The 20,344-nt window shown below is 62.4% G+C and carries 21 protein-coding genes and 1 tRNA gene; 11 read left to right on the top strand and 11 right to left on the bottom strand.

What is annotated here, in order from left to right; translation table 11 throughout:
- The first annotated feature begins 7 nt into the window (after positions 1-7).
- The 3 genes from araD1 to FTO74_RS13140 are packed head-to-tail and all read left to right on the top strand — an operon-like array spanning position 8 to position 4,112.
- On the top strand, positions 8-1,024 hold the full coding sequence (gene araD1, locus FTO74_RS13150; protein WP_255462253.1) for an AraD1 family protein: 1,017 nt from the start codon (positions 8-10) through the stop codon (positions 1,022-1,024).
- 11 nt (positions 1,025-1,035) lie between these two features.
- Positions 1,036-1,926: an NAD(P)-dependent oxidoreductase gene (locus FTO74_RS13145; protein WP_162538556.1), complete on the top strand. Its 891-nt coding sequence runs from the start codon at positions 1,036-1,038 to the stop codon at positions 1,924-1,926.
- Between the two features lie 29 nt (positions 1,927-1,955).
- On the top strand, positions 1,956-4,112 hold the full coding sequence (locus FTO74_RS13140) for a glycoside hydrolase family 3 C-terminal domain-containing protein (protein WP_162538555.1): 2,157 nt from the start codon (positions 1,956-1,958) through the stop codon (positions 4,110-4,112).
- Positions 4,113-4,114: 2 nt separating this feature from the next.
- Here the strand turns inward: FTO74_RS13140 and FTO74_RS13135 are convergent, their stop codons facing one another.
- A complete protein-coding gene (locus FTO74_RS13135) occupies positions 4,115-5,437 on the bottom strand; it encodes a Gfo/Idh/MocA family oxidoreductase (RefSeq protein WP_162538554.1) in 1,323 nt (440 codons plus the stop codon).
- Positions 5,438-5,609: 172 nt separating this feature from the next.
- Between FTO74_RS13135 and FTO74_RS13130 the strand changes: the two genes are divergently transcribed.
- Positions 5,610-6,353, top strand: a complete 744-nt coding sequence (locus FTO74_RS13130) for an SDR family oxidoreductase (protein ID WP_162538553.1) — start codon at positions 5,610-5,612, stop codon at positions 6,351-6,353.
- A 26-nt stretch (positions 6,354-6,379) separates the two neighbouring features.
- Positions 6,380-7,225 carry an ureidoglycolate lyase gene (locus tag FTO74_RS13125; RefSeq protein WP_162538552.1) on the top strand — a complete coding sequence of 282 codons (846 nt, stop codon included), beginning with the start codon at positions 6,380-6,382 and terminating at the stop codon, positions 7,223-7,225.
- Positions 7,226-7,316: 91 nt separating this feature from the next.
- Here the strand turns inward: FTO74_RS13125 and FTO74_RS13120 are convergent, their stop codons facing one another.
- Both FTO74_RS13120 and FTO74_RS13115 read right to left on the bottom strand, forming a co-directional pair.
- Positions 7,317-7,658 (bottom strand): hypothetical protein, encoded by a 342-nt coding sequence (locus FTO74_RS13120; RefSeq protein WP_162538551.1) that lies wholly within the window; start codon positions 7,656-7,658, stop codon positions 7,317-7,319.
- A 125-nt stretch (positions 7,659-7,783) separates the two neighbouring features.
- Positions 7,784-7,860: transfer RNA gene (locus FTO74_RS13115), tRNA-Arg, on the bottom strand.
- 144 nt (positions 7,861-8,004) lie between these two features.
- Here FTO74_RS13115 and FTO74_RS13110 point away from each other — a divergent pair.
- Complete coding sequence (locus FTO74_RS13110) at positions 8,005-8,592, top strand: DUF2911 domain-containing protein (RefSeq protein ID WP_162538550.1); 588 nt, start codon at positions 8,005-8,007, stop codon at positions 8,590-8,592.
- Between the two features lie 230 nt (positions 8,593-8,822).
- On the opposite strand, the gene FTO74_RS13105 is transcribed toward FTO74_RS13110, so the two are convergent.
- The 5 genes from FTO74_RS13105 to FTO74_RS13085 form a co-directional block, all read right to left on the bottom strand.
- The gene (locus FTO74_RS13105; protein WP_162538549.1) at positions 8,823-9,167 is read right to left on the bottom strand and encodes a hypothetical protein; all 345 of its coding nucleotides are present in this window, start codon (positions 9,165-9,167) and stop codon (positions 8,823-8,825) included.
- Between the two features lie 78 nt (positions 9,168-9,245).
- Entirely contained in the window at positions 9,246-9,635 is a 390-nt protein-coding gene (gcvH, locus tag FTO74_RS13100; RefSeq protein WP_162538548.1) for a glycine cleavage system protein GcvH, read from the bottom strand.
- Between the two features lie 63 nt (positions 9,636-9,698).
- Positions 9,699-10,856 (bottom strand): glycine cleavage system aminomethyltransferase GcvT, encoded by a 1,158-nt coding sequence (gene gcvT / locus FTO74_RS13095; protein WP_162538547.1) that lies wholly within the window; start codon positions 10,854-10,856, stop codon positions 9,699-9,701.
- Positions 10,857-11,129: 273 nt separating this feature from the next.
- Positions 11,130-12,458, bottom strand: a complete 1,329-nt coding sequence (locus tag FTO74_RS13090; RefSeq protein WP_162538546.1) for an NAD(P)/FAD-dependent oxidoreductase — start codon at positions 12,456-12,458, stop codon at positions 11,130-11,132.
- Positions 12,459-12,913: 455 nt separating this feature from the next.
- Positions 12,914-13,366, bottom strand: a complete 453-nt coding sequence (locus FTO74_RS13085; protein ID WP_162538545.1) for a hypothetical protein — start codon at positions 13,364-13,366, stop codon at positions 12,914-12,916.
- A gap of 100 nt (positions 13,367-13,466) precedes the next feature.
- Between FTO74_RS13085 and FTO74_RS19390 the strand changes: the two genes are divergently transcribed.
- The 3 genes from FTO74_RS19390 to glgC all read left to right on the top strand — a co-directional run bounded on the left by FTO74_RS19390 (position 13,467) and on the right by glgC (position 15,624).
- The gene (locus FTO74_RS19390) at positions 13,467-13,616 is read left to right on the top strand and encodes a hypothetical protein (RefSeq protein ID WP_174242225.1); all 150 of its coding nucleotides are present in this window, start codon (positions 13,467-13,469) and stop codon (positions 13,614-13,616) included.
- A gap of 47 nt (positions 13,617-13,663) precedes the next feature.
- Positions 13,664-14,062: a hypothetical protein gene (locus FTO74_RS13080; RefSeq protein ID WP_255462252.1), complete on the top strand. Its 399-nt coding sequence runs from the start codon at positions 13,664-13,666 to the stop codon at positions 14,060-14,062.
- A gap of 305 nt (positions 14,063-14,367) precedes the next feature.
- A complete protein-coding gene (gene glgC, locus FTO74_RS13075) occupies positions 14,368-15,624 on the top strand; it encodes a glucose-1-phosphate adenylyltransferase (protein ID WP_162538544.1) in 1,257 nt (418 codons plus the stop codon).
- A 161-nt stretch (positions 15,625-15,785) separates the two neighbouring features.
- On the opposite strand, the gene FTO74_RS13070 is transcribed toward glgC, so the two are convergent.
- On the bottom strand, positions 15,786-16,397 hold the full coding sequence (locus FTO74_RS13070) for a hypothetical protein (protein WP_162538543.1): 612 nt from the start codon (positions 16,395-16,397) through the stop codon (positions 15,786-15,788).
- Between the two features lie 314 nt (positions 16,398-16,711).
- Between FTO74_RS13070 and tatA the strand changes: the two genes are divergently transcribed.
- Together tatA and FTO74_RS13060 are read left to right on the top strand one after the other, a co-directional pair.
- Positions 16,712-16,927, top strand: coding sequence for a twin-arginine translocase TatA/TatE family subunit (gene tatA, locus FTO74_RS13065; protein ID WP_162538542.1), 216 nt, complete (start codon positions 16,712-16,714; stop codon positions 16,925-16,927).
- 16 nt (positions 16,928-16,943) lie between these two features.
- On the top strand, positions 16,944-17,750 hold the full coding sequence (locus FTO74_RS13060; protein WP_162538541.1) for a polyphosphate kinase 2 family protein: 807 nt from the start codon (positions 16,944-16,946) through the stop codon (positions 17,748-17,750).
- Positions 17,751-17,999: 249 nt separating this feature from the next.
- On the opposite strand, the gene FTO74_RS13055 is transcribed toward FTO74_RS13060, so the two are convergent.
- Positions 18,000-18,887, bottom strand: coding sequence for an EamA family transporter (locus tag FTO74_RS13055; RefSeq protein ID WP_162538540.1), 888 nt, complete (start codon positions 18,885-18,887; stop codon positions 18,000-18,002).
- A 6-nt stretch (positions 18,888-18,893) separates the two neighbouring features.
- Positions 18,894-20,261 carry a VWA domain-containing protein gene (locus FTO74_RS13050; RefSeq protein ID WP_255462250.1) on the bottom strand — a complete coding sequence of 456 codons (1,368 nt, stop codon included), beginning with the start codon at positions 20,259-20,261 and terminating at the stop codon, positions 18,894-18,896.
- Positions 20,262-20,344 lie beyond the last annotated feature (83 nt).

Raw genomic sequence — 20,344 nt, 5'->3', positions numbered from 1 at the left:
GGGTAGGATGGCGATGCATCTGGTGCAGTTAGGGAGTGCGTCCGCGCGGCGGGTGGCGCTGGTTGAAGAGCCGCATCTGCGGTGTCTGGTGGGTGCGGCTTCGATCTATGAGCTGGCGTTGTATTGTCTGGAGCATGCTTTGTCGCTGGGGGAGTATGCCCGGTCGCTTGCTACTGGAGAAGTGCTGACCTATGACGAGGTGTATGGGGGGAACTCTGAGTGGAAGCTGCTGACGCCGGTTGATGTGCCGGAGGAGCCTTCGCGGCTGCTGGTGGCGGGGACGGGGTTGACGCATCTGGGGAGTGCGAGGCAGAGGCAGGCGATGCATCTGGCTGATGCTCCGAAAGCGGATGTTCCCATGACGGATAGCATGAGGATGTTCGAGTGGGGTGTGGAGCGGGGGCGTCCGGCGGAGGGAGAGATTGGGGTTGCGCCGGAGTGGTTTTATAAGGGCGATGGCTCGGTGCTGCGTGCTCCCTTTGCGGCGCTCGAGATACCGGATCATGCGGAGGATGGGGGCGAAGAGGCGGAACTGGCTGGGGTCTATGTGATTGCGCAGGATGGGACGCCGTGGCTTGTGGGGATGGCGCAGGGCAATGAATTTTCTGACCATAAGTTCGAGAAGCGCAACTATCTGAACCTGGCGGGATCGAAGTTGCGTGAGTGCAGTCTGGGGCCGGAGCTTGTGGTGGGGGCAGGGTTCGGGGATGTGCGCGGGGAGGTGCGGATCGAGCGGGATGGCTCGGTGATCTGGCAGAAAAGCATTGCGAGTGGGGAAGAGAATATGTGCCATAGTCTTGCGAATTTGGAGCATCATCACTTCAAGTTCGCGGGGCATCGTCAGCCGGGCGGTGTGCATGTGCACTTTTTTGGCGCGGATGCGCTGTCGTTTGGCGATGGCGTGGTGCTGCGGGATGGCGATGTGATGGTGGTGGCGTTTGAAGGCTTTGGGCGGGCGCTGCGGAACGTTGTTCGTGAAGTGGCAAAGACGGCTCAACCGGTTCGTGTGCGGTCGCTGGCTTAGAGGAGATAGGGATGAATCAGGTATCGGTAGCGTTGCTTGGGTTGGGGACGATGGGGAGCGGGATGGCGGCGAAGCTGCTCAAGGCTGGGTTTTCGCTGGCTGTTTATAACCGCACGGCGGCGAAGGCGGCTCCTTTGGCGGAGCTGGGGGCGCGGGTGGCGGCTACTCCTGCGGATGCAGTGAAGGGAGCGCAGGTGATTGTTGCGATGCTTGCGGATGATGTTGTTTCGCGTGCGGTTTGGACGGGGGAGGACGGCGCGTTGGCGGCGGCGGAGGTTGGGGCCGTACTGGTGGAGGCTAGTACATTGAGTCCGGCTTGGGTGGAGGAGTTGGCGGGGTTGGCGAGTGCAAAAGGACTGGAACTGCTGGATGCTCCGGTGACTGGGAGCCGGGTGCAGGCGGAAGGCGGGCAGCTCTCGTTTCTTGTGGGCGGATCGGATGCGGGGCTTGCTACGGCGCTGCCGGTGTTGCGGGCGATGAGCAAGGATGTGATTCATCTGGGGCCTTCGGGGGCTGGAGCGAAGATGAAGCTGGTGAATAACTTTCTCTGCGGCGTGCAGGTGGCTTCTTTGGCTGAGGCTTTGGTGTGGCTCGAGCGGAGTGGGCTGGATCGGGAGAAGGCGCTGGGGATTCTGAAGAACGGTGCGCCGGGGAGTCCGCTGCTGGCGGGGATATCGGCGCGGATGACCAGCCGTGATTACACCGTAAACTTTTTGCTGAAGCTGATGACGAAAGACCTTCAGTATGCGTATGAGGCTGCGGAGGAGAATGGCGTGAAGCTGACTACGGCTGCGAATGCGCACGCGCTCTTTGAGCAGGCGATGGAGGATGGCTACGCGGAGAAGGATATGGCTTCGGTGGTCGAGCCGCTGCGTGCCGAGGGGCATCGGCAGGATTCGTAAGAGCTATCTCTGCTTTGAGAGGATCGACTATGAGGCATCGTTCTGTTGCTTTGGCACTCTTTGTTTGCTGTGGGCTGGCGGTTGCGCAGGATGCTGCGAAGCCTGCTTATCTCGATCCCGCGAAGCCGATGGAGCAGCGTATCTCTGACCTCATCGGACGGATGACGCTGGAGGAGAAGGCCGCGCAGCTCAACCATCTCAACACCGGGATTCCGCGGCTGAAGGTGCCGATGTGGGGAGGGTGGAATCAGACGCTGCATGGGGTCTGGTCGAAGCAGCCTACGACGCTCTTTCCGGCGGCGATTGCGATGGGGGCGACGTGGGACCCGGAGCTGGTGCATACGGTCGCCGATACGATGTCCGATGAGGCGCGTGCGCTCTACAACGCCAAGGCCGATGGGCCGCGCTCGAAGCATGGGCTGGTGTATCGCTCGCCGGTGATTAATATCAGCCGCGATCCGCGCTGGGGGCGGATTCAGGAGGTCTTCAGCGAAGATCCGTGGCTTACGTCACGGATGGCGGTGGCGTATGTGAGGGGCTTGCAGGGCGATGATGTGCAGCATCTGAAGCTGGCTGCGACGGTGAAGCACTTTGCGGTGAATAACGTGGAGACGGGGCGGCAACATCTCTCGGCCGAGGTGGATGAGCGCAACCTGATGGAGTTCTGGCTGCCGCACTGGAAGGCCGCGATTATGGAGGCTCATGCGCAGTCGGTGATGTCTTCGTATAACGCGATCAATGGGACGCCGGATGCGATCAATCACTATCTGTTGACGGAGATTCTGCGCGATCAGTGGGGCTTTGATGGATTTGTGACGGATGATCTCGGCGCGGTGGCGCTGCTCTCGGGGCGTCGTTCTGGCTCTGCCGAGACGGGGCAGCGGGCTACGGAAGACCCGGTGGAGGCGACGGCGCTGGCCATCAAGGCGGGCAACGACTCGGACGATACGGAGTTCGAGACGAATATTCCTCTGGCGGTGAAGCGCGGGTTGCTCTCGGTGGAGGATGTGGACCGTGCGCTGACGCGGGTACTGCGGGTGGGCTTCCGGCTGGGGGCGTTTGATCCGCCGGAGAGCAGTCCTTATAGCAAGCTGGCGATGAGTGTGGTGCGGTCGCCGGAGCACTTGCAGCTTGCGGAGAAGGCGGCGGCGGAGTCGATCACGCTGCTGAGCAATCGGGATAACTTTCTTCCGCTGAAGAAAGAGGTGGTTCACTCGGTTGCGGTGATTGGTCCGGCGGGCGATGCGGATTATGAGACGGGCAACTACTATGGAACGCCTGCTCGCAAAGAGGGGGCGCTGGCGGGGCTGCGTGGGCTGCTGGGGAGTGGGGTGCGTGTCGAGTATGAGAGGGGCGCGGGGTTTGTGGAGGCTGCGGACTCGGCTGCGATTGCCAGGGCTGTGGAGTTGGCGCGCAGGTCCGATGTGGCTGTGCTTTGTCTGGGGACGAATTTGAAGGTGGAGGCGGAGGGGCATGATCGTCGTGACCTGAATCTGCCGGGAGCGCAGGAGCAGTTGATGGAGGCGGTCTTTGCGGCGAATCCTAAGACGGTGCTGGTGTTGATGAACGCCGGACCGCTGGCGGTTACGTGGGCGCAGGATCATCTGCCTGCGATTCTGGCTGCTTGGTATCCGGGCGAGGCGGGTGGCACGGCCATTGCTCGGGCGCTATTCGGGGATGACAATCCGGGAGGGCATCTGCCGTATACCGTCTATGCCAGCCTGGATGGCGTGCCTGCGCAGAATGAGTACGACGTGTCGAAGGGATACACCTACCTTTACTTCAAGGGGTTGCCGCTCTATCCCTTTGGGCATGGGTTGAGCTATACGCACTTCGAGTACAGCCATCTGAGGCTGTCGGCGGCATCGGTGGCCGCGACGGGGACGGTGGAGGTTTCGTTCGACCTGAAGAATACGGGGGAGAGTGCGGGGTCGGATGTGGCCCAGCTTTATACGCATCAGCGGCGCAGTGCGGTGGTGCAGCCGATCAAGAGTCTGCGGGCCTTTGAGCGGGTGATGTTGCAGCCGGGGGAGACGAAGCGGGTTCAGTTTACGCTGCCCGTCTCCCGGCTGGCTTTTTATGATGTTCGTTCCAAGGGCTTCATGGTTGAGCCGGGTGGCTTCGATTTGCAGGTGGGTTCTTCTGCTGAAGATATCCGGTTGCGGGGTTTGCTTGAGGTGAAGTAAGGCTAGACGTGGACCTCCCAGCCCTTCTCGTAGGTGCGGCTCCAGTGGGTCATGGCCTCGTTGTCATTGAGGATGTGGCCGGTAGTGGTGTCGATCTTGAGGTCGCGCTTGACCTCCCAGGAGATGTTTGAGAGCTGCAGCATGGTGACGCTGACGTTGCCTACCTCGATGGGGGAGTGGAGCTTTTCGCCGGTGCGAATCGAGGCGATGAAGTTGGCGAAGTGGGCGTCGGTCATGGAGTCTTTGCTGAGGAGGTCGTGGCTGGAGATCTTTTCGGGGGTCTTGAACTCGTCCTTCTTGACGCCGTCAAGGTCGTAGACCTCGTAGCCTGCGCGGTCGAGCAGGACGGTGCCGGTGGTGCCCTGGATCAGGACGCCGCGGTCTCGACCGTAGTACTTCATGTTGTTGCAGCACTTGCCCTCCCATGAGATGAGCTTGTCGGGGTACTCGAAGCTGGTGACCATGGTGTCGTAGAACTCCCAGTCGTCCTTGAAGTGGTAGCGGCCCGCCGAGGAGGTGACGCGATTGGGGTACTCGGCCTGTAAGGCCCAGCGGCAGACGTCGACCTCGTGGGTGCCGTTGTTGAGGCTCTCGCCGGTGCCGTAGCGCTGGAGCCAGTGCCAGTTGTAGGGGTGGATGTTGTCCTTGTAGGGGCTGCGGGGGACGGGGCCCTGCCAGAGCTCCCAGTTGAGCCACTCGGGGACCGGCGCGACCTTGCCGGTGCCCATCGACTTGCGGTTGTTGCTGTACCAGGCCTTGCCGAAGTAGGCGCGGCCGATGAGGCCCTGGTGGATCTGACCGATGATGCGGATGCTGTGGTCGGAGGAGCGCTGCTGGTCGCCTACCTGTACGTGCTTGCCGTACTTGCGTTGAGCTGCAACGAGCAGCTCGCCCTCGCGGGGGTTGTGGCTGGAGGGCTTTTCGACGTAGACGTGCTTGCTCGCACGGAGGCCGAGGACGGCCAGGGGGGCGTGCCAGTGGTCGGGCGTGGCGATGGTAATGGCATCCACGTCCTTGCTATCGAGGATGCGGCGGAAGTCGCCCTCGGTCTTGGGGGCGTAGCCGAACTCGCTTTGGGTCTCGGTGGCGGCCTTGGCCAGGACGTGGGCATCGACGTCGCAGATATAGGCCAGGCGGGCGGTGGACTGGTTGGCCTTGAGGGAGGAGAGATGGGCCTGACCGCGTCCGTTCAGGCCGATGACGGCGAAGTTGAGGCGCTCGTTGGAGCCGAGGATCTGGGCGTAGCTGCGGGCTGTGGAGGCTATGGCTGTGGAGGCGATGGCTGTGCCTGCGACGCCATCGAGAAATGCTCTGCGTGTAATCATCTGGTCTCCTCTTTCGCCGAACCAGAGTACAACGTTGAAGGCTCTGCCTGATATGGGCAGCTCGATACCGATACGCGGACCAGGAGGGGAGTTTTGGAAATTCGCCTGTGCGGTTGTGCTCTGGGAGACACAAAACTGGGCGACACTAGAAGGAGTTAGGGAGAAGAACACGATGGGTAGGTTGGCGGGAAAGACCGCACTGATTACGGCGGCGGGGCAGGGGATTGGGCGGGAGTCGGCGCTGCGGTTTGCCGATGAGGGAGCTACGGTCTGGGCGACGGATATCAACCAGGGCGCGCTGGATGCGCTGGCGGCGCTGCATCCTTCGATCCGTCCGCGGGTGCTGGATGTGAGGAGCACGGAGGCGGTGGATGCGCTGGCTGCTGAGCTGGGGGCGCTGGATGTGCTCTTCAACTGCGCGGGGTATGTGCATCAGGGCGACATCTTTGCGTGTGAGGCGAAGGACTGGGATTTCTCCTTCGACCTGAACGTGACCGCGATGTACCGGACGTGTAGGGCGTTTCTGCCTGCGATGCTGAAGGCGGGCAGGGGCAGCATCGTGAATATGGCCTCGATCGCTTCGAGCTTGAAGGGGATTCCGAACCGCTTCGTCTATGGAGCGAGCAAGGGTGCGGTAATCGGGCTGACGAAGGCCATTGCGGCGGACTTTGTGGCCAAGGGGATTCGGTGTAACGCGATCTGTCCGGGGACGGTGGAGACTCCGTCGCTGGGTGAGCGGGTGGCGGCGCAGGGGCCGGATATCGAGGCCACGCGGGCGGCGTTTATCGCGCGGCAGCCGATGGGGCGGCTGGGGAAGCCGGAGGAGATTGCAAATCTGGCGGTCTATCTGGCATCCGATGAGTCTTCGTTTACGACCGGGCAGACGCATATTATTGATGGCGGCTGGCTGATTTAGTTTTTTCAACACGGAAAGCAGGGGTTATGAAGTTACTTCGTTATGGGGCGGCGGGGCAGGAGAAGCCCGGCTTGTTGGCGGCGGATGGGACGATTCGCGATCTGTCGGGGGTGGTGCCGGATCTGGCGGGGAGCGTGCTCTCGGCGGAGAGCCTGGCGCGGCTGAAGGCTCTTGATGTGGCTACGCTGCCGGTGGTGGAGGGGACGCCGAGGCTGGGGCCATGCGTGGCGCAGGTGGGTAAGTTTATCTGCATCGGGCTGAACTACTCGGACCATGCGGCTGAGACCGGGATGGCCGTGCCCAAGGAGCCGGTGGTGTTCATGAAGGCCACCTCGTCGATCATGGGGCCGAACGATACGGTCGAGATTCCAAGGGGATCGGAGAAGTCGGACTGGGAGGTCGAGCTGGGGGTGGTGATCGGCAAGACGGCCAAGTACGTCAGCGTGGAGGATGCGCTCTCGCATGTGGCCGGGTACTGCGTGGTCAACGACCTGTCGGAGCGGGCGTTTCAGCTCGAGGGAACCGGCCAGTGGGTGAAGGGCAAGAGCGCTGATACCTTTGGGCCGATCGGGCCGTGGCTGGTGACCGCCGATGAGGTGGCCGATCCGCAGAATATGACGCTGTGGCTTGAGATCGATGGCCATGAGTATCAGCGGGGGACGACTCAGACGATGGTATATGGGGTGGCGTTTCTGATCAGCTACCTGAGCCGGTTTATGAGCCTGCAGCAGGGTGATGTGATCTCGACCGGCACGCCCCCGGGAGTGGGGATGGGGCAGAAGCCGCCGAAGTATCTGAAGGCGGGGAATGTGATCCGGCTGGGGATCGATGGGCTGGGGGAGCAGACGCAGCAGGTAGTGGCTGCGGAGTAGTTACAGGTGTGCCCCATCTCCCCGAAGCGGGAGATGGGGCACGTGGATTTTGACTCAGCAGGATGCAGGCTGATGAGTGGGACGGTACGCGCTAGGCGTCGTCCTCGTCATCTTCATCCTCATCGTCTTCTTCGTCGTCGTCCGCGTCTTCATCCTCGTCGTCCTCGTCATCTTCGTACTCGAGGTCGTCTTCGTCCTCATCCTCGTCCTCATCATCTTCGAGGTCTTCGTCATCGGGATCTTCGTCTTCGTCGTCTTCGAAGTCGTCGTCCTCATCATCTTCATCCTCGTCCTCGTCGGGGTCACTGGCTGCGGCTGCCAGGTCGGCGTATGCGGCCAGGGCGGAAGGGGCGAAGGTCGAAGTCGCGTCAAAGCCAAACTCCGGGCCCACGCTCCGGAGTGTTTCCTGAAATTCGTTATTTTCAAATGCCATCGTTGATCTCCTCTGCGTTTCTGCCAGCGTTGGATGCAGCATAACAATCAAAGGGAGCAGACGGCGATCTTTCCACGATCAATTTTTCTTGTGGAGAGTGTTCCAAGGTGGGATAAAGGGGGGGGTGGTGCGCCCGGCAGGAGTCGAACCTGCGACCTACAGCTTCGGAGGCTGCCGCTCTATCCAGCTGAGCTACAGGCGCGTATCTCCATGCTACCACTAAGCGGCGGCCGGGGGGATAGCTGTTTGACAGAGGAGAGCAGCCGAGTACAGCATTGGTATGTCTAAAGATGTATCTACCGGCGAAGTTTTCCACTAACGCAATACCTTCCGAAAGAGAGATTCCATGCGATGTCTTCGTGTTTCTAACTGCTTCCGCGTGGCCCTGCTGGGGGCAGGGCTGGCTTTGATCGCTTCACAGAGTGCTGTCGCCGCTACTGGACAGATGGGCGGGATGGATATGGGCGGTGGCGCCAAGAAGCCGATGGCCAGCCCGCCTGCTACGGCGACCGTAAACTTTGGCGGACAGCAGGTTGTCATCAAGTACAACACGCCGTCGATGCGCGGACGCAAGATTATGGGCGGGTTGGTGCCGTATGGGCAGGTCTGGCGGACGGGGGCGAATCCGGCGACGACGCTGATTACGCCGGTGCCGCTGCATATTGGGGCTCTGCTGGTGCCCGCGGGGACGTACACGATCTATTCGCTGCCGGATCCGAAGGAGTGGAAGCTGATTGTGAACAAGCAGACCGGGCAGTGGGGCACGGAGTATACCCAGGGGATGGATCTGGGGCGCGTGCCTATGAAGGGGAAGACGCTCGATAGGCCGCAGGAGGTCATGTCGATCTCGTTCGATGGGACGAAGGGGAATGAGACCGAGCTGCATGTGCGGTGGGAGAATACGGATGAGTTTGTGAAGGTGACCACGCCTTAGTTTGGGGCCTCCCGTTGGTGGGATTTTTGTTTCCGACCAGCGGGAGGGCCGCGCGAAGCAGTAAAAAGGCGTGCGAACGCCCGCCCCCGCGCGTAGCGGGCCCGTCCGGCAGGACAAGTTTGTGGTGGGAATAGGTCGGGCCTTCAGCCCTTGTCCTGCCAGAGTAACCGGGTACCTAGGGCTTCGCCCTAGGCTGGTATAGAGCGCGCCTTCAGCGCTTTTCGGGGTGGCTAGAACTCTTCGGCGTCGGTGGGGTCGCCGGTCTCGGAGTAGCTGCCGGAGACGGGGGAGTCTACGTCTTCTTCGCGGAGCGAGAGGCCGAGGACTACGCCGTTTGAAAACTCGATGGTGAGGGCTGCGCCCTCTTCGAGGGATGCTTCGCTGACCGTCTCGCCGATGAGCGCGCAGAGGGCGTTGCGGTAGTCCGGCTCGCCGTAGGCCACCGAGTAGTCCGTGTGCAGGACGTGGGGCCAGTCGTAGAGGATGAAGAGCGGCGTGGAGAAGCGGAGCTGGAGGAAGTCCTGTACGAACTCGACCGCGAGAAGCTCTTCGCCGATGACTGCGGAGATGTCCATGAGGCAAGACCCTTGTGGTTAGTGGGGACGTTGTGAACCCCACCCATGTGCGATGGGTGGGGTCATCGGAGATGCGGTTTAGTGGCCGGTCTCTTCGCTGATGAAGGCCTCGTAGTCGGCGGCCGAGAGCAGAGTGGAGAGCTGGGCAGCGTCGCTCAGCTCGACCTTGATCATCCAGGTGGTGTTGGCGGCGGTGTTGATGGTCTCGGGGGCGGAGGAGAGAGCCTCGTTGATCGCCGTGACGGTGCCGGTGACGGGCGCGAAGAGGTCGGAGACGGCCTTGACCGACTCGACCGAGCCGAAGTTCTTGCCCGCGTCAACCGTGTCGCCGACCTTGGGCAGCTCGACGAAGACGATGTCGCCGAGGGAGTTCTGGGCGTAGTCGGTGATGCCGACCGTGCCGATGTTGCCTTCGACCGCGACCCACTCGTGTTCCTTGGTGTACTTGTACTCGGCTGGGTAAGCCATTGGTGATCTCCGTTCCTGTGTGTGAGAGTTGTGGTCGACCGAGGGCTGGCCCTCGGGGAAAGTTTAGGCGGTGACCTTCTTGGGTTTTTTGTAGAAGGGCAGCGGGACGACCTTGGCCTTGACCTGCTGGCCACGGATCTCGACCGTTACGACCTCGTCGAGACCGGCGTACTGCACCGGCACGTAGGCCATGGCGATGTTCTTCTTGAGGAAGGGCGCGGGGGAGCCGCTGGTGATCTCGCCGATGGGTTCTCCGGCGAGGTTGAGGACGCGGTAGCCGTCGCGGCCGATGCCGCGCTCGATCATCTCGAGGCCGACCAGCTTGCGCTTGGGACCGCCTGAGGCTGCTACGGCTTCAAGAGCAGAACGGCCTACGAAGTCACCCTTTTCAGGGTTGGCTGCGGGGTCGAACTTGGCGTAGCGGCCGAGTCCGGCTTCGAGGACGTTGATGGTGTCCGAGATCTCGTGGCCGTAGAGGGCCATGGCTGACTCGAGGCGGAGCGTGTTGCGAGCGCCCAGGCCGCAGGGGATGATGCCGAACTCTTTGCCTGCCTCGAGGACCTCGCCCCAGACGCGGCTGCTGGTCGGCTCGTCGGAGGGGATGTAGATCTCGAAGCCGTCCTCGCCGGTGTAGCCGGTGCGGGCGATCATGACGTTGTAGAGGCCGCAGACCTGGCCCCAGGTGAACCAGTAGTTCTTGATGGTGCTGAGGTCCGTGCTGGTGAGCTTCTGGAGGGTCTCGGCGGCGCGGGGGCCTTGAATGGCGAGCTGGGTGTAGTGGTCGGAGAAGTCGTTGATGTGGATGCTGGGCATCGAGCCGATGGTCCTGCGGACCCACTGGATGTCTTTTTCGCGTGTGCCCGCGTTGATGACGATGAGGTAGTCGTTGTCGGAGAGCTTGTGCAGGACGACGTCGTCGACGAAGGTGCCGTTCTCGTAGAGCATGGCCGAGTAGTGGGCCTGGCCGACCTGGAGCTTGGAGGCGTCGTTCATCAGGAGCTTCTGCACGGCGGCGAGCGAGCCGGGTCCGCGGAGCTGGATGTCGCCCATGTGGGAGACGTCGAAGATGCCGACGCCGGTGCGGACGGCCATGTGTTCGGCGATGAGGCCGGAGTACTCGACGGGCATGTCCCAGCCGCCGAAGTCGACCATCTTGGCCTTGTGGGCGCGGTGGGTTGCGTTGAGCGCGGTCTTGCGCAGCTCGGATGCTATCTCAGCCATGAACCATCCTTCTGGGTGTCGTAAGGGGGATGAGGACACCCCTCTAAACGATAGCATCCCTGATATTTCAGTTTGAGGCGTTTGGGAGGGGAGTGCTCCTCGTATCGGCGGTGGGAGAAGAGAGCGTATGCCGTGGTCGAAAGCCCGTCGTACCTGGGTTTGAGGGACAGGCCGGAGTCCGGACCGACTTCAGGATTCACCGCGACGATTCGGGCAAAAGCAACGGCAACGACAGATTCCTCCGATTCGCTCTTTTCGCTTCTTTTCGTTCCTCTATGAAGCGCAAAGGGAGGAATGAGGAGGCAAAGAACCGGCAGCGGGAGGAAAGCAGGCTACGGATTCAGCGGTTGAGGATCTGGCGGGCGGCGCGGAGGCCAGAGCGCATGGCCGCGTGGACGGTGCCCCAGTGGCCGGTGGTGTCGGTGTGTTCTCCGGCGAAGTAGAGGGTGTCGGCGGCGGGTTCGGTGGAGAGGGCGCAGGCTTCGAGCGCGCCTGCGGGGACGTAGCTGTAGGCGCCGAGGGCGTGGGGGCGCGGCTCCAGTCGTGGGTGACGCAGCGGATGAGCAGGCTGCGGAGATGGGCGGCGGGCAGGGAGAAGGTCTCGGCGAGGGAGGCGCAGGCGGCTTCGGCTAGCTGGTCGGGTGTGAGGGAGGCTAGCGCGGCGGAGCGCGGGCCGCCGATCCAGCCGGTGAGGGTGGCGGCGGAGTTGGGGTGGGGTGTCCACCAGACGGGCGGCATGGTGCGGGGCGAGAAGAGGAAGCTGAGGCGCGGGGCCAGGGTGGTCCAGAAGGGCTCGTGGAAGAGGAGGGTGAAGCGGCAGACGTGGCCCATGGAGAGGCGTTGGGCTTCGCGGATGGCGTTGGGAAGTGGGGTGATGGCGATGGCCTGGCTTTGCAGCACTCCGAGAGGCACGGCGAGGATGGCGCGTGGGGCGGTGTGGTGGGTATTGGCTTCTACGTGGACCTTGCCTGGGGTCCAGGTGATTCGGTGGACCGGGGCGTTGAAGACGATGTTGCCGCCAGCTTCGAGGAGTTTCTGCGCGAGGAACTGGGGGAGGCGGTCGTAGCCGTCGCGCAGGCGGAAGAGACGGTCGCCTTCGATCTCCTCTTCCGCCTTCTGCTGTACGCCGAGGGAGGCCGCGCTGATGATGCGGTGGTCGGCGGCGTTGAAGCCTTCGACGTAGCCGGTGATGCGCTGACGGGTCTCTACTGCGAGGGGATGGCTCGCGAGGAAGTCGGCGAAGGTTTGGTCTGGGCCGCGCCAGTCTTCTAGTTGGTCGAGGAGGCGGAACTCTTCTTCTTCGGCCTCGTCTTCGGGCTGGACGTGGCCTTCGGTGATGGTGAGGTGGTCGCCTTCGATCTCGTAGGTTTCGAGGGCGGCTTCGTGGATGAGGCTCCATAGCTCCGGGGGGCGGCCGTGGATGAACTCGGCTCCCAGCTCGGTGATGGTGCTGCCCTCGCGGTGGGTGAGGATACGGCCGCCGACGCGGTCGGTGGCTTCGAGTACGGTGACGCGGAGGCCGGATTCGGCCAGGGTGCGGGCGGCAGTGAGGCCGGCCATGCCGGCTCCGATGATGAGGATGTCGGGGCTAGTAGGGGTCACGGGAGATTGGATGCGAGGCGGGAGGAAAGGATCGTGTCGTTGGCAGCAGGTTGTTTGTTTCCGGCCAACGGGAGGAGCACGCGAAGCAGGAAAAAGGCGTGTGAATGTCCGCTCTCCGCGTAGGAGGCCTGTCCGGCAGGACAGGTTTGTGACAGGGAGGTCGGGCCTTCAGCCCTTGTCTGCCTTTGGGGGCGAATACTTAGGGCTTAGCCCCAGGCTGGTATGGAGCGCGCCTTCAGCGCTTTTAGGGAGCAGGAGCATAGGGCGGTTTTGGCCGGGAGAAGAAAGCATACCTCGGGGGCTAAAGCCCGCTTCTGGGGCGGGTTTTGATGTCTGGGCTAAAGCCCGGACCTACCCAGCAAGAGCAAAGACAAGAGCAACGGCAACAACAGAAGCAGAGTCCTCCGCTTCGCTCCTGAATGACAACCAAAGGAACAGGCAACGGCAAAGGACTTTTAGCTGCGGGCGCGGCGCTTGGCGCGGAGGAAGCTGCTGAGGCAGAAGTAGCCGAAGAGCAGTGTCATGGCGGCCATGACCCAGAAGCCGCGCTGGGCTTCGGGCGTGCCGCCGTGGAGGGCGGCGCGGTGGCTCCAGCAGTACGTGCTGCCGACGATGACGAAGAGGCTGAAGAAGGTGCCCGTCACCTCGAGCCAGATGATCCCGGAGGCGCGGACCGTCGGCTTCCAGACCGCCTCGCCGAAGCGGCGGCTGCCTTCGCGGACGCCGCGGGTGGTTTGAATGACTTGCGCTACGCGTGGGGTGGGTGCGGGCTTGGCTGTTGGCTGGGATGCGGGTTGCGGTGGGGTGCTCGGGTTGGGCGATGAGGCCGCGTCCGCGGCGTTCAGCAGCGCACGCGCCGCCTCGCGCGCGCCTGTTCCCAATGCTCGACCGAAACGCACCGAATCCATACGGAACAGTGTATCGCCCTTGCGGGCCATGTTCGCATCCAAGACGGGAGCAGGGACGAAGAGCAGCAGAAGCCGTCAGGAAAAAAGGAGCTTTAGGGATATGAGGAATCTTATCTGGTACATCGCGGCAGTGAGTGCCACCGCCGCCTACGTCCTCGTCAGGAACGCACAGAACCGCCGCCCGACGCCTGTGGAAGAGTTGGCTCATCGGTTGGAAGACGCCTGGGCGGATCACCATACGGTCGCATAATTGGCTGGACGATCCATTGCGGCCAGGGGGCACTCGGCGTATTCTTCATGGAACGGCAGCGCCGTTTTGAGCGCAGGCCGGTTGGGCTGAGCGATTCCTCGGAGGTGGCATTGAACCAGAACGTGAAGGACCTCATCCAGAAGCTTGGCGAAGCAATCCATGAGTCCGTCTCCGAGTCAGAACATATCGCCGGGGTCGTCCGCAATATCCGCGAGCAGGGCTTCGACGTCCTGCTGATGCTTGAGGCGACCATCGGCCTGAACGAGGTGGAGCCCGAGAGCGAGGCGGAGAGCGGACAGGCGCTGGGGACCGGGAGCGAGTCGCCTGACGGACCCTTTACTCACCATGACCTCAACTTTTTGAAGTCGCTGCGCATCAGCCTCTCGGAGGAAGATGCAGATGACTCTTCGGAGCCGGACTCCGGCAGCAGGGGCGGAAGACAGTAGCTGTATCGCGATTGGATGGACTCGTTGCGATGAGGCCCGGACAGCGGTGTCCGGGCCTTGTACGTGTGCAGGAAATTGCAGTGTCGGCCGACACATTCCCAGGGCGTGCGTCCATGGTAGGGTGGTCGCAATGTGTCCGTGGTAGGTTGTCTGAACAGTGCTGGATGGTCTGTTTCGCGACACCCATTCTGTGCATCGAACTTGTGTCGTCTGTTTCCGTCCTGCGACCGTGAATCGGCCGCATCCGTAGAGCACCGCAAACCTGCTGTCCATGTTTGCCTGAGTTGTTTCGAGGAAGCAAAAACATGAGAGATACGCTTGGTGTTCTGCTTGCCGGTGGTGCTGGCGAGCGCCTCTTTCCTCTGACGCGTGACCGCGCCAAACCTGCCGTACCGTTTGCCGGGCAGTACCGCATCATCGACATCACGTTATCTAACTGCATCAACAGCGACCTGCGCCATGTTTATATCCTGACCCAGTACAAGGCGCTGTCGCTGAACCGGCATATCCGAGAGGGCTGGGGGCCGGTGGTGGCCAATGAGCTGGGCGAGTTTATCGAGATTCTGCCGCCGATGCAGCGTGTCTCGAAGAGCTGGTACCAGGGCACGGCCGACGCGGTTTATCAGAACATCTACTCGATCGGGTCGGAGCAGCCGAAGTATGTGCTGATCCTGTCGGGCGACCACATCTACAAGATGAACTATGCGCTGATGCTGCAGCAGCACCAGGACTCGGGTGCGGATGTGACGATTGCCACGCTGCCGATCCGGCCGGATGAGGTCTCGGCGTTTGGGGTTGTGGAGGTGGCGGTCAACGGCGAGGTGACCGGGTTTGAAGAGAAGCCGAAGGAGACCAGCGTGCGGTCGCCGTTTATGCCGGATATGGTGGACGCCTCGATGGGTATCTACCTCTTCAATACGGATGTGCTGCTGCCGGAGCTGATCCGCGATGCGCAGGACCCGGACTCGAAGCACGACTTCGGCCATAACATCCTGCCCAACATCCTGGGGCGGTACAAGATGCTGGCTTACAACTTCGTCGATGAGAATAAGCAGAATGCGCTTTACTGGCGCGATGTGGGGACGCTGGAGGCCTACTACGAGGCCAACATGGACGTCGCCGGGGTAAGCCCGGTCTTCAACCTGTACGACAAGTCGTGGCCGATCCGGTCGAGGGCTTATCAGTATCCGCCTGCCAAGTTTGTCTTTGGGGAGATTGGGCGTACGGGTATGGCGATCAACTCGATTATCTCGGCGGGGTCGATCGTCTCGGGCGCGGTGGTGAGGAACTCGGTGCTGAGCCAGGATGTGCGCGTGAACTCGTATGCGGATGTCGACTCGAGCATTATCTTCTCGCACGTCAATATCGGGCGATACTGCCGGATCAAGCATGCGATCATCGACCGCGATGTGCATATTCCGGACGGCACGGTGATTGGATATGACCCGGTGGAGGATCGGAAGAAGTACTTTGTTTCGCCGTCGGGGCTGACGGTGGTGACGCGGGATTACTCGGTGTATGAGAATCCGGTGTCGGCGCAGTTTATGCAGACGGGGGGATAAAGCGGCGGCCCTACCCCAGAAGCAAAAGCAACGGCCAAAGCAGAAGCAGATTCCTCCGCTTCGCTCCTGAATGACAACCAAGAAAACAGACAACGGCAAAAGCGCCCTCTCCTCGGATATGAGGAGAGGGCGCTTTTGTTTTGCTTTTGAGGCTTGTTGGTTTAATTCTTGCCGAAGCGGTAGAGGAGTCCGCCGCCGATGGAGAAGAAGGTCCGGGTCTCGGTGCCCCAGTGCTCGAGGATCAGGTCGGGCGAGATGCGGATGGCGATCTTGCGCGAACGGTTGAGATCGAGGCTGCCGCCCAGCGCGAAGATAGGCCGGGTACGGTCGGAGTAAAGGCCGACGTTGAAGGGCAGGGCCTCGGTCTGGGTGTTGAAGACGCCGTGCGCCGCGCCCGCGAAGGCGTGGTAGTTGATGGCGGCGAGCTGGTTGCCGGGTCCGCGGTACTCGACGCCGCCCATGCCCCAGATCTGATAGATGAGCGGGCGGGTGACGCCGGACTGCGAGATGGGGCTGGCGATGACCGGGGTGGTTCCGGCTTCGCCGCGGAACTCCGCACCGACGCCCAGCTTGCGGGTGAGCCACCTGGTGCCGAGAACCTCGACGCCGCCGAGGTTGGCGCGGTAGGGGATGTCCTGACCGGCCTGGGTGTTCAAGAAGTTGATGCCCGCGTAAAGCTCGTAGCGGTTGGCGTAGGTGACCGGCGGCGCTGCCGAAAGTTTAGCGTTCTGGGCCTGGGCAAATGCGCCGCATAGCATGATGGTACCGGCCACTGCGACTGCCTTGGCCCTCCTGAAACTCAACGTCTGACTTTGCATCGCTCTCCGATATCCGTTCCTGCTTCAAAAGCACTCTTCCAAGATATAACTTCCAAGATATAACGTCTCGGGGTACTTCGTACCGTTCTCGGGGCTGTATGGGGGAGATTATCAGCAAGGGCCCTCCCTCTGCCGACCGGCGGGGGCCTTGCCGGTGGTTGCCCCCTGCGGCCCCAAGACGGCACGAAGTGCTTTGTGCGACAATCACCAGCAGGATTTGTTGTAAGCGGCAGCCGGCAAGAGCAGGTGCCTGGTTGCAGGAGAGTCTTATGGAAATATTTCAGCCGTGGCACCTTATTCTCGTTGCACTCGTGGCAGTGATCTTCTTTGGCGGTAAGAGGCTTCCGGAGCTGGGCAAGGGCCTGGGCGAAGGGCTCAAGGGCTTCAAGGACGGACTGAAGGGCGTGACGGAAGATACGGCGGCCAAGCCCGCCGCAACCACCCCTGCCGCAACCCCCAAAACCGAAGAGACGGTCACCAAGTAGGCGGTAGACGCGAGACTTGAAGCTGAAATCACATTACCTGATCAAACCTGACCAGAAGGTGAAGCTCTCGCGCCTGGAGACGTCGGAGGACGGCGGCTTTCGTTCGCAGGAGGCCGCTGCCGCAGTCCTGGTGAAGCATCGCGAGACGCTGGCTCACTTGCAGGAGCTGCTCTACGCGGGCCAGCAGCGGGCCGTGCTGATCGTGCTGCAGGGCATGGATACGGCGGGTAAGGACGGTACGATCTCCCACATCTTCTCGGGCGTGAATCCGCAGGGCTGCGATGTCGCCAGCTTTAAGGTGCCTACGCCGCTTGAGGCGCGGCATGATTTTCTGTGGCGCTGCCATGCGATGGCTCCGCCTAAGGGCATGATCGGGATCTTTAATCGCTCGCACTACGAGGAGGTGCTCTCGCCTCGGGTGCATAAGCTCTTTTCGGCCAAGGAAGCACGCGCGAAGATGGACGAGATCAATGACTTTGAGGAGATGCTGGTGAACAGCGGCACGGTGGTGCTGAAGTTCTTTCTGCATATCTCGCGCGAGGAGCAGACGGCGCGGCTGCAGGCGCGGCTGGACGATCCGAAGAAGCACTGGAAGCTCTCGGCGGCGGACTTCAAGGAGAGGGAGTTCTGGCCGGACTATGAGCAGGCTTATGAGGATGTCCTGAACCGGACGAGCCGGAAGGATGCTCCGTGGTTTGTGATTCCGGCGGATAAGAAGTGGTATCGGAATCTGGCGATCTCGGAGATTCTGGTTGAGGCGTTGAAGGGGCTGAAGCTGGATTATCCGACGCCTACGGTGGATGCGGCGAAGATCAAGTTGTAAGTTCCCTGGGGTGGGTGGCCGGGTTGAGGAAAGCATACCTCGGGGGCTAAAGCCCGCTTTTGTGGAGGAGTTTGATGTCCGGGCTAAAGCCCGGACCTACCCTAGAAGCAAAGGCAACAGCAAAGACAGAAGCAGATTCCTCCGCTTCGCTTCTGAATGACAACCAAAAGAACAGACAACGGCTGACTGCAAAAGCAGGCAGTAGCGGCTACAAAAGGACAGGTGGCGGCAAGGGCAGCGGTGTGTCTCTTAGAGGGCGATCATGACTACGGCCACTACGGCGGTGACCATGCCTATGGCTTGCAGGTGGGTGGGTTTTTCTTTGAGGAGTAAGGCGGCCAGCAGGATCGTCGAGGCGGGGTAGAGGGAGGCCAGGACGGCAGCTACGTCCAGGCGGCCTGCGCGGGTGGCGGCGATGAAGAGCAGGTTGCCTGTGGTGTCGAGGAGCGCGGTTGAGAGTGCCCAGCGGACTACTACCGGGGTGATCCGAGCCGGTGGCGGGGGATTCCTGGAGAACAGGCTGGCGAGCAGGAGGAGGGAGCAGGTGGTGATGCTGCCGATACGGGCTGTCGCCATCGGCCAGATCAGGCCTCCTGCTCCGGCGAACTTCAAGGCTACGAAGTAGCAGCCGAACCCCGCTCCGGCGAGGATTGCCAGGAGCATGGTGCCGCTGGGTTGTGGGGTGGAGTTTGGTTCAGATGAGCCTCCGGCTACCAGCCAGATAGCTACTCCGGCGATGACGAAGCCAGCCGTACGTCGCCAGCCTGGGGTGCCCTCGGAGAGCATGTCCACGGCGGCGGGGATCGCTGCGGCCAGGAGGCCGCTGATGGCTGCTGCGGCTCCCATTGCGCCGCGCGAGAGGGCTATGTAGAAGGCTGTGAGGGAGAGGCCCCCGGCGACTCCGGCGGCGAGGCCCCAGGCCAGCACTGCGCCGTGAGGGAAGCGGTCGCCGCGGATGAGCGAGATGGCCAGCAGGACGGAGAAGCTGGCCGTGTGGCTCATCAGGACGACGCGCAGAGCCGCGCCGGTCGACCCCCCGGCGCGCTTGACGCCCATGCCGCCGGAGAAATCGCCCATGCCCCAGATCCCTGCCGCCAGCAGGCCCAGCAGGGCGTTTCCTTGAAGAAAGATGCCCACCCTTGCCTACGGAGTCTTAGTGGCCGGGGTGGTTGTGGTCGGGCGCATCGGGCGCGCATCGTTGGCCGAGGGGTAGTAGCCCTTCTTGGCGATGACCTCGAGATTCGGGCGCATGACCTTGACCTCGATGGTGCGGTACTTGCCGTCGATGAACGGCTCGGTGGTCTGGTAGCCGACGGTGTACTGGGTGCGGACCTCTTCGGTGATCTTGCTGAAGCTGGTCTCGATGCCGCGGGTGCGGTACTCGGCGTAGGTCTCGCCGCCGGTGGCCGCGGTGTAGGCGGGCAGGATGTTGTCGCGCATCGTCATGGGGATGTGGATGCGGTCGATGAAGCCGAGGCCCTCGACGCTGGAGTCGCCGACGAGGGTGGCGTAGACCTGGATCTTGTTGGTCTGGAGGTACTTGATGACGTCCTTGGTCTTGGCGACGCTGCCGTACTCCTTGCCGTCGGAGATGACGAAGATGATGCGGCGGCGGCCGCGCTCGGCCTTGGCTGTCGCCTTGGCGGCCTCAAGGATCGCGTCGTTGAGGGTGTGCAGCTCGCGCGGCACGTTCTGGATGCCGCTCATGCTGGTGCCGTGGGTCGAGTTCACCAGCGGGTTGTGGGCGTTGTTGGGGTCGTTGTCGTTGATGTTGATGTTCTGCGAGAGCGGGCCGCTGGTGTAGGCCATCGCGCCGTCGCGTCCGGTGGACTTGGACTGCTCGAGCACCGCGCCGAGGCGGGCGCTCTGGCCGGCGGTGAAGGCGGTCTGGAGGCGGGGGCCGTTGTTGTAGGTGTAGACGGCGACCTCGTCGTAGGGAGCGAAGGAGCCCTGGAGTGCGCCAAGCGCGTTGTTGACGCGGGACATGGTGTCGAAGGGCAGGCTCTGGTCGATGACGAGCGCGACCGACATGGGCACCGGGTCGGTAGTGAAGACGCTCATCTTCTGGCGCAGACCGTTCTCGTAGACGCGGACGTCGCGCCAGGTGAGGCCGGGGACGAGGTGGCCCTTGTTGTCCTTGACGGTGAAGGGAACTTCGACGAAGTTGGTGTGGACGTAGAGGGTCTGGATGGCCTGTGCGCCCTCGCCGGGTGCGGGAAGCTCGGGAGCCTCCTCCTGCGTCGCGGCCGAGGCGGGCGCGGCGCTGCCGGGCAGGGTGGAGCCGACGGGCTTCTGGAAGGAGTCATCTGCGGCTGGGGTGGGCGCGGGGATCTCGCTGCCGGTGCTGCCCTTGCCGGGGGCGACCGGCCCTAACGTCGTCTGGGGCCGGGGAGCGTCGGGAATGACCTGCTGCGGGGAGGCTGCGGAGCTGGATTGCTGCGCCTCCACACCTTCGCTCATCTGCCCCAACAACATCAATGCCAACGCGCCTGCTACTACGCTCTGCTTCACGGTCGTCTCCCTTATTTTGTTGCAGCTTACAGAGTACCAGCCGCCGCCGGTCCTATTTCCTCTTGGACGTATTGATTCGAAAC

The organism is Granulicella sp. WH15 (assembly GCF_009914315.1).
Classification (GTDB): Bacteria; Acidobacteriota; Terriglobia; order Terriglobales; family Acidobacteriaceae; genus Edaphobacter.
The sequence above is the reverse complement of the archived record's forward strand: the minus strand, read 5'-3'. Positions and strand labels throughout refer to the sequence as shown.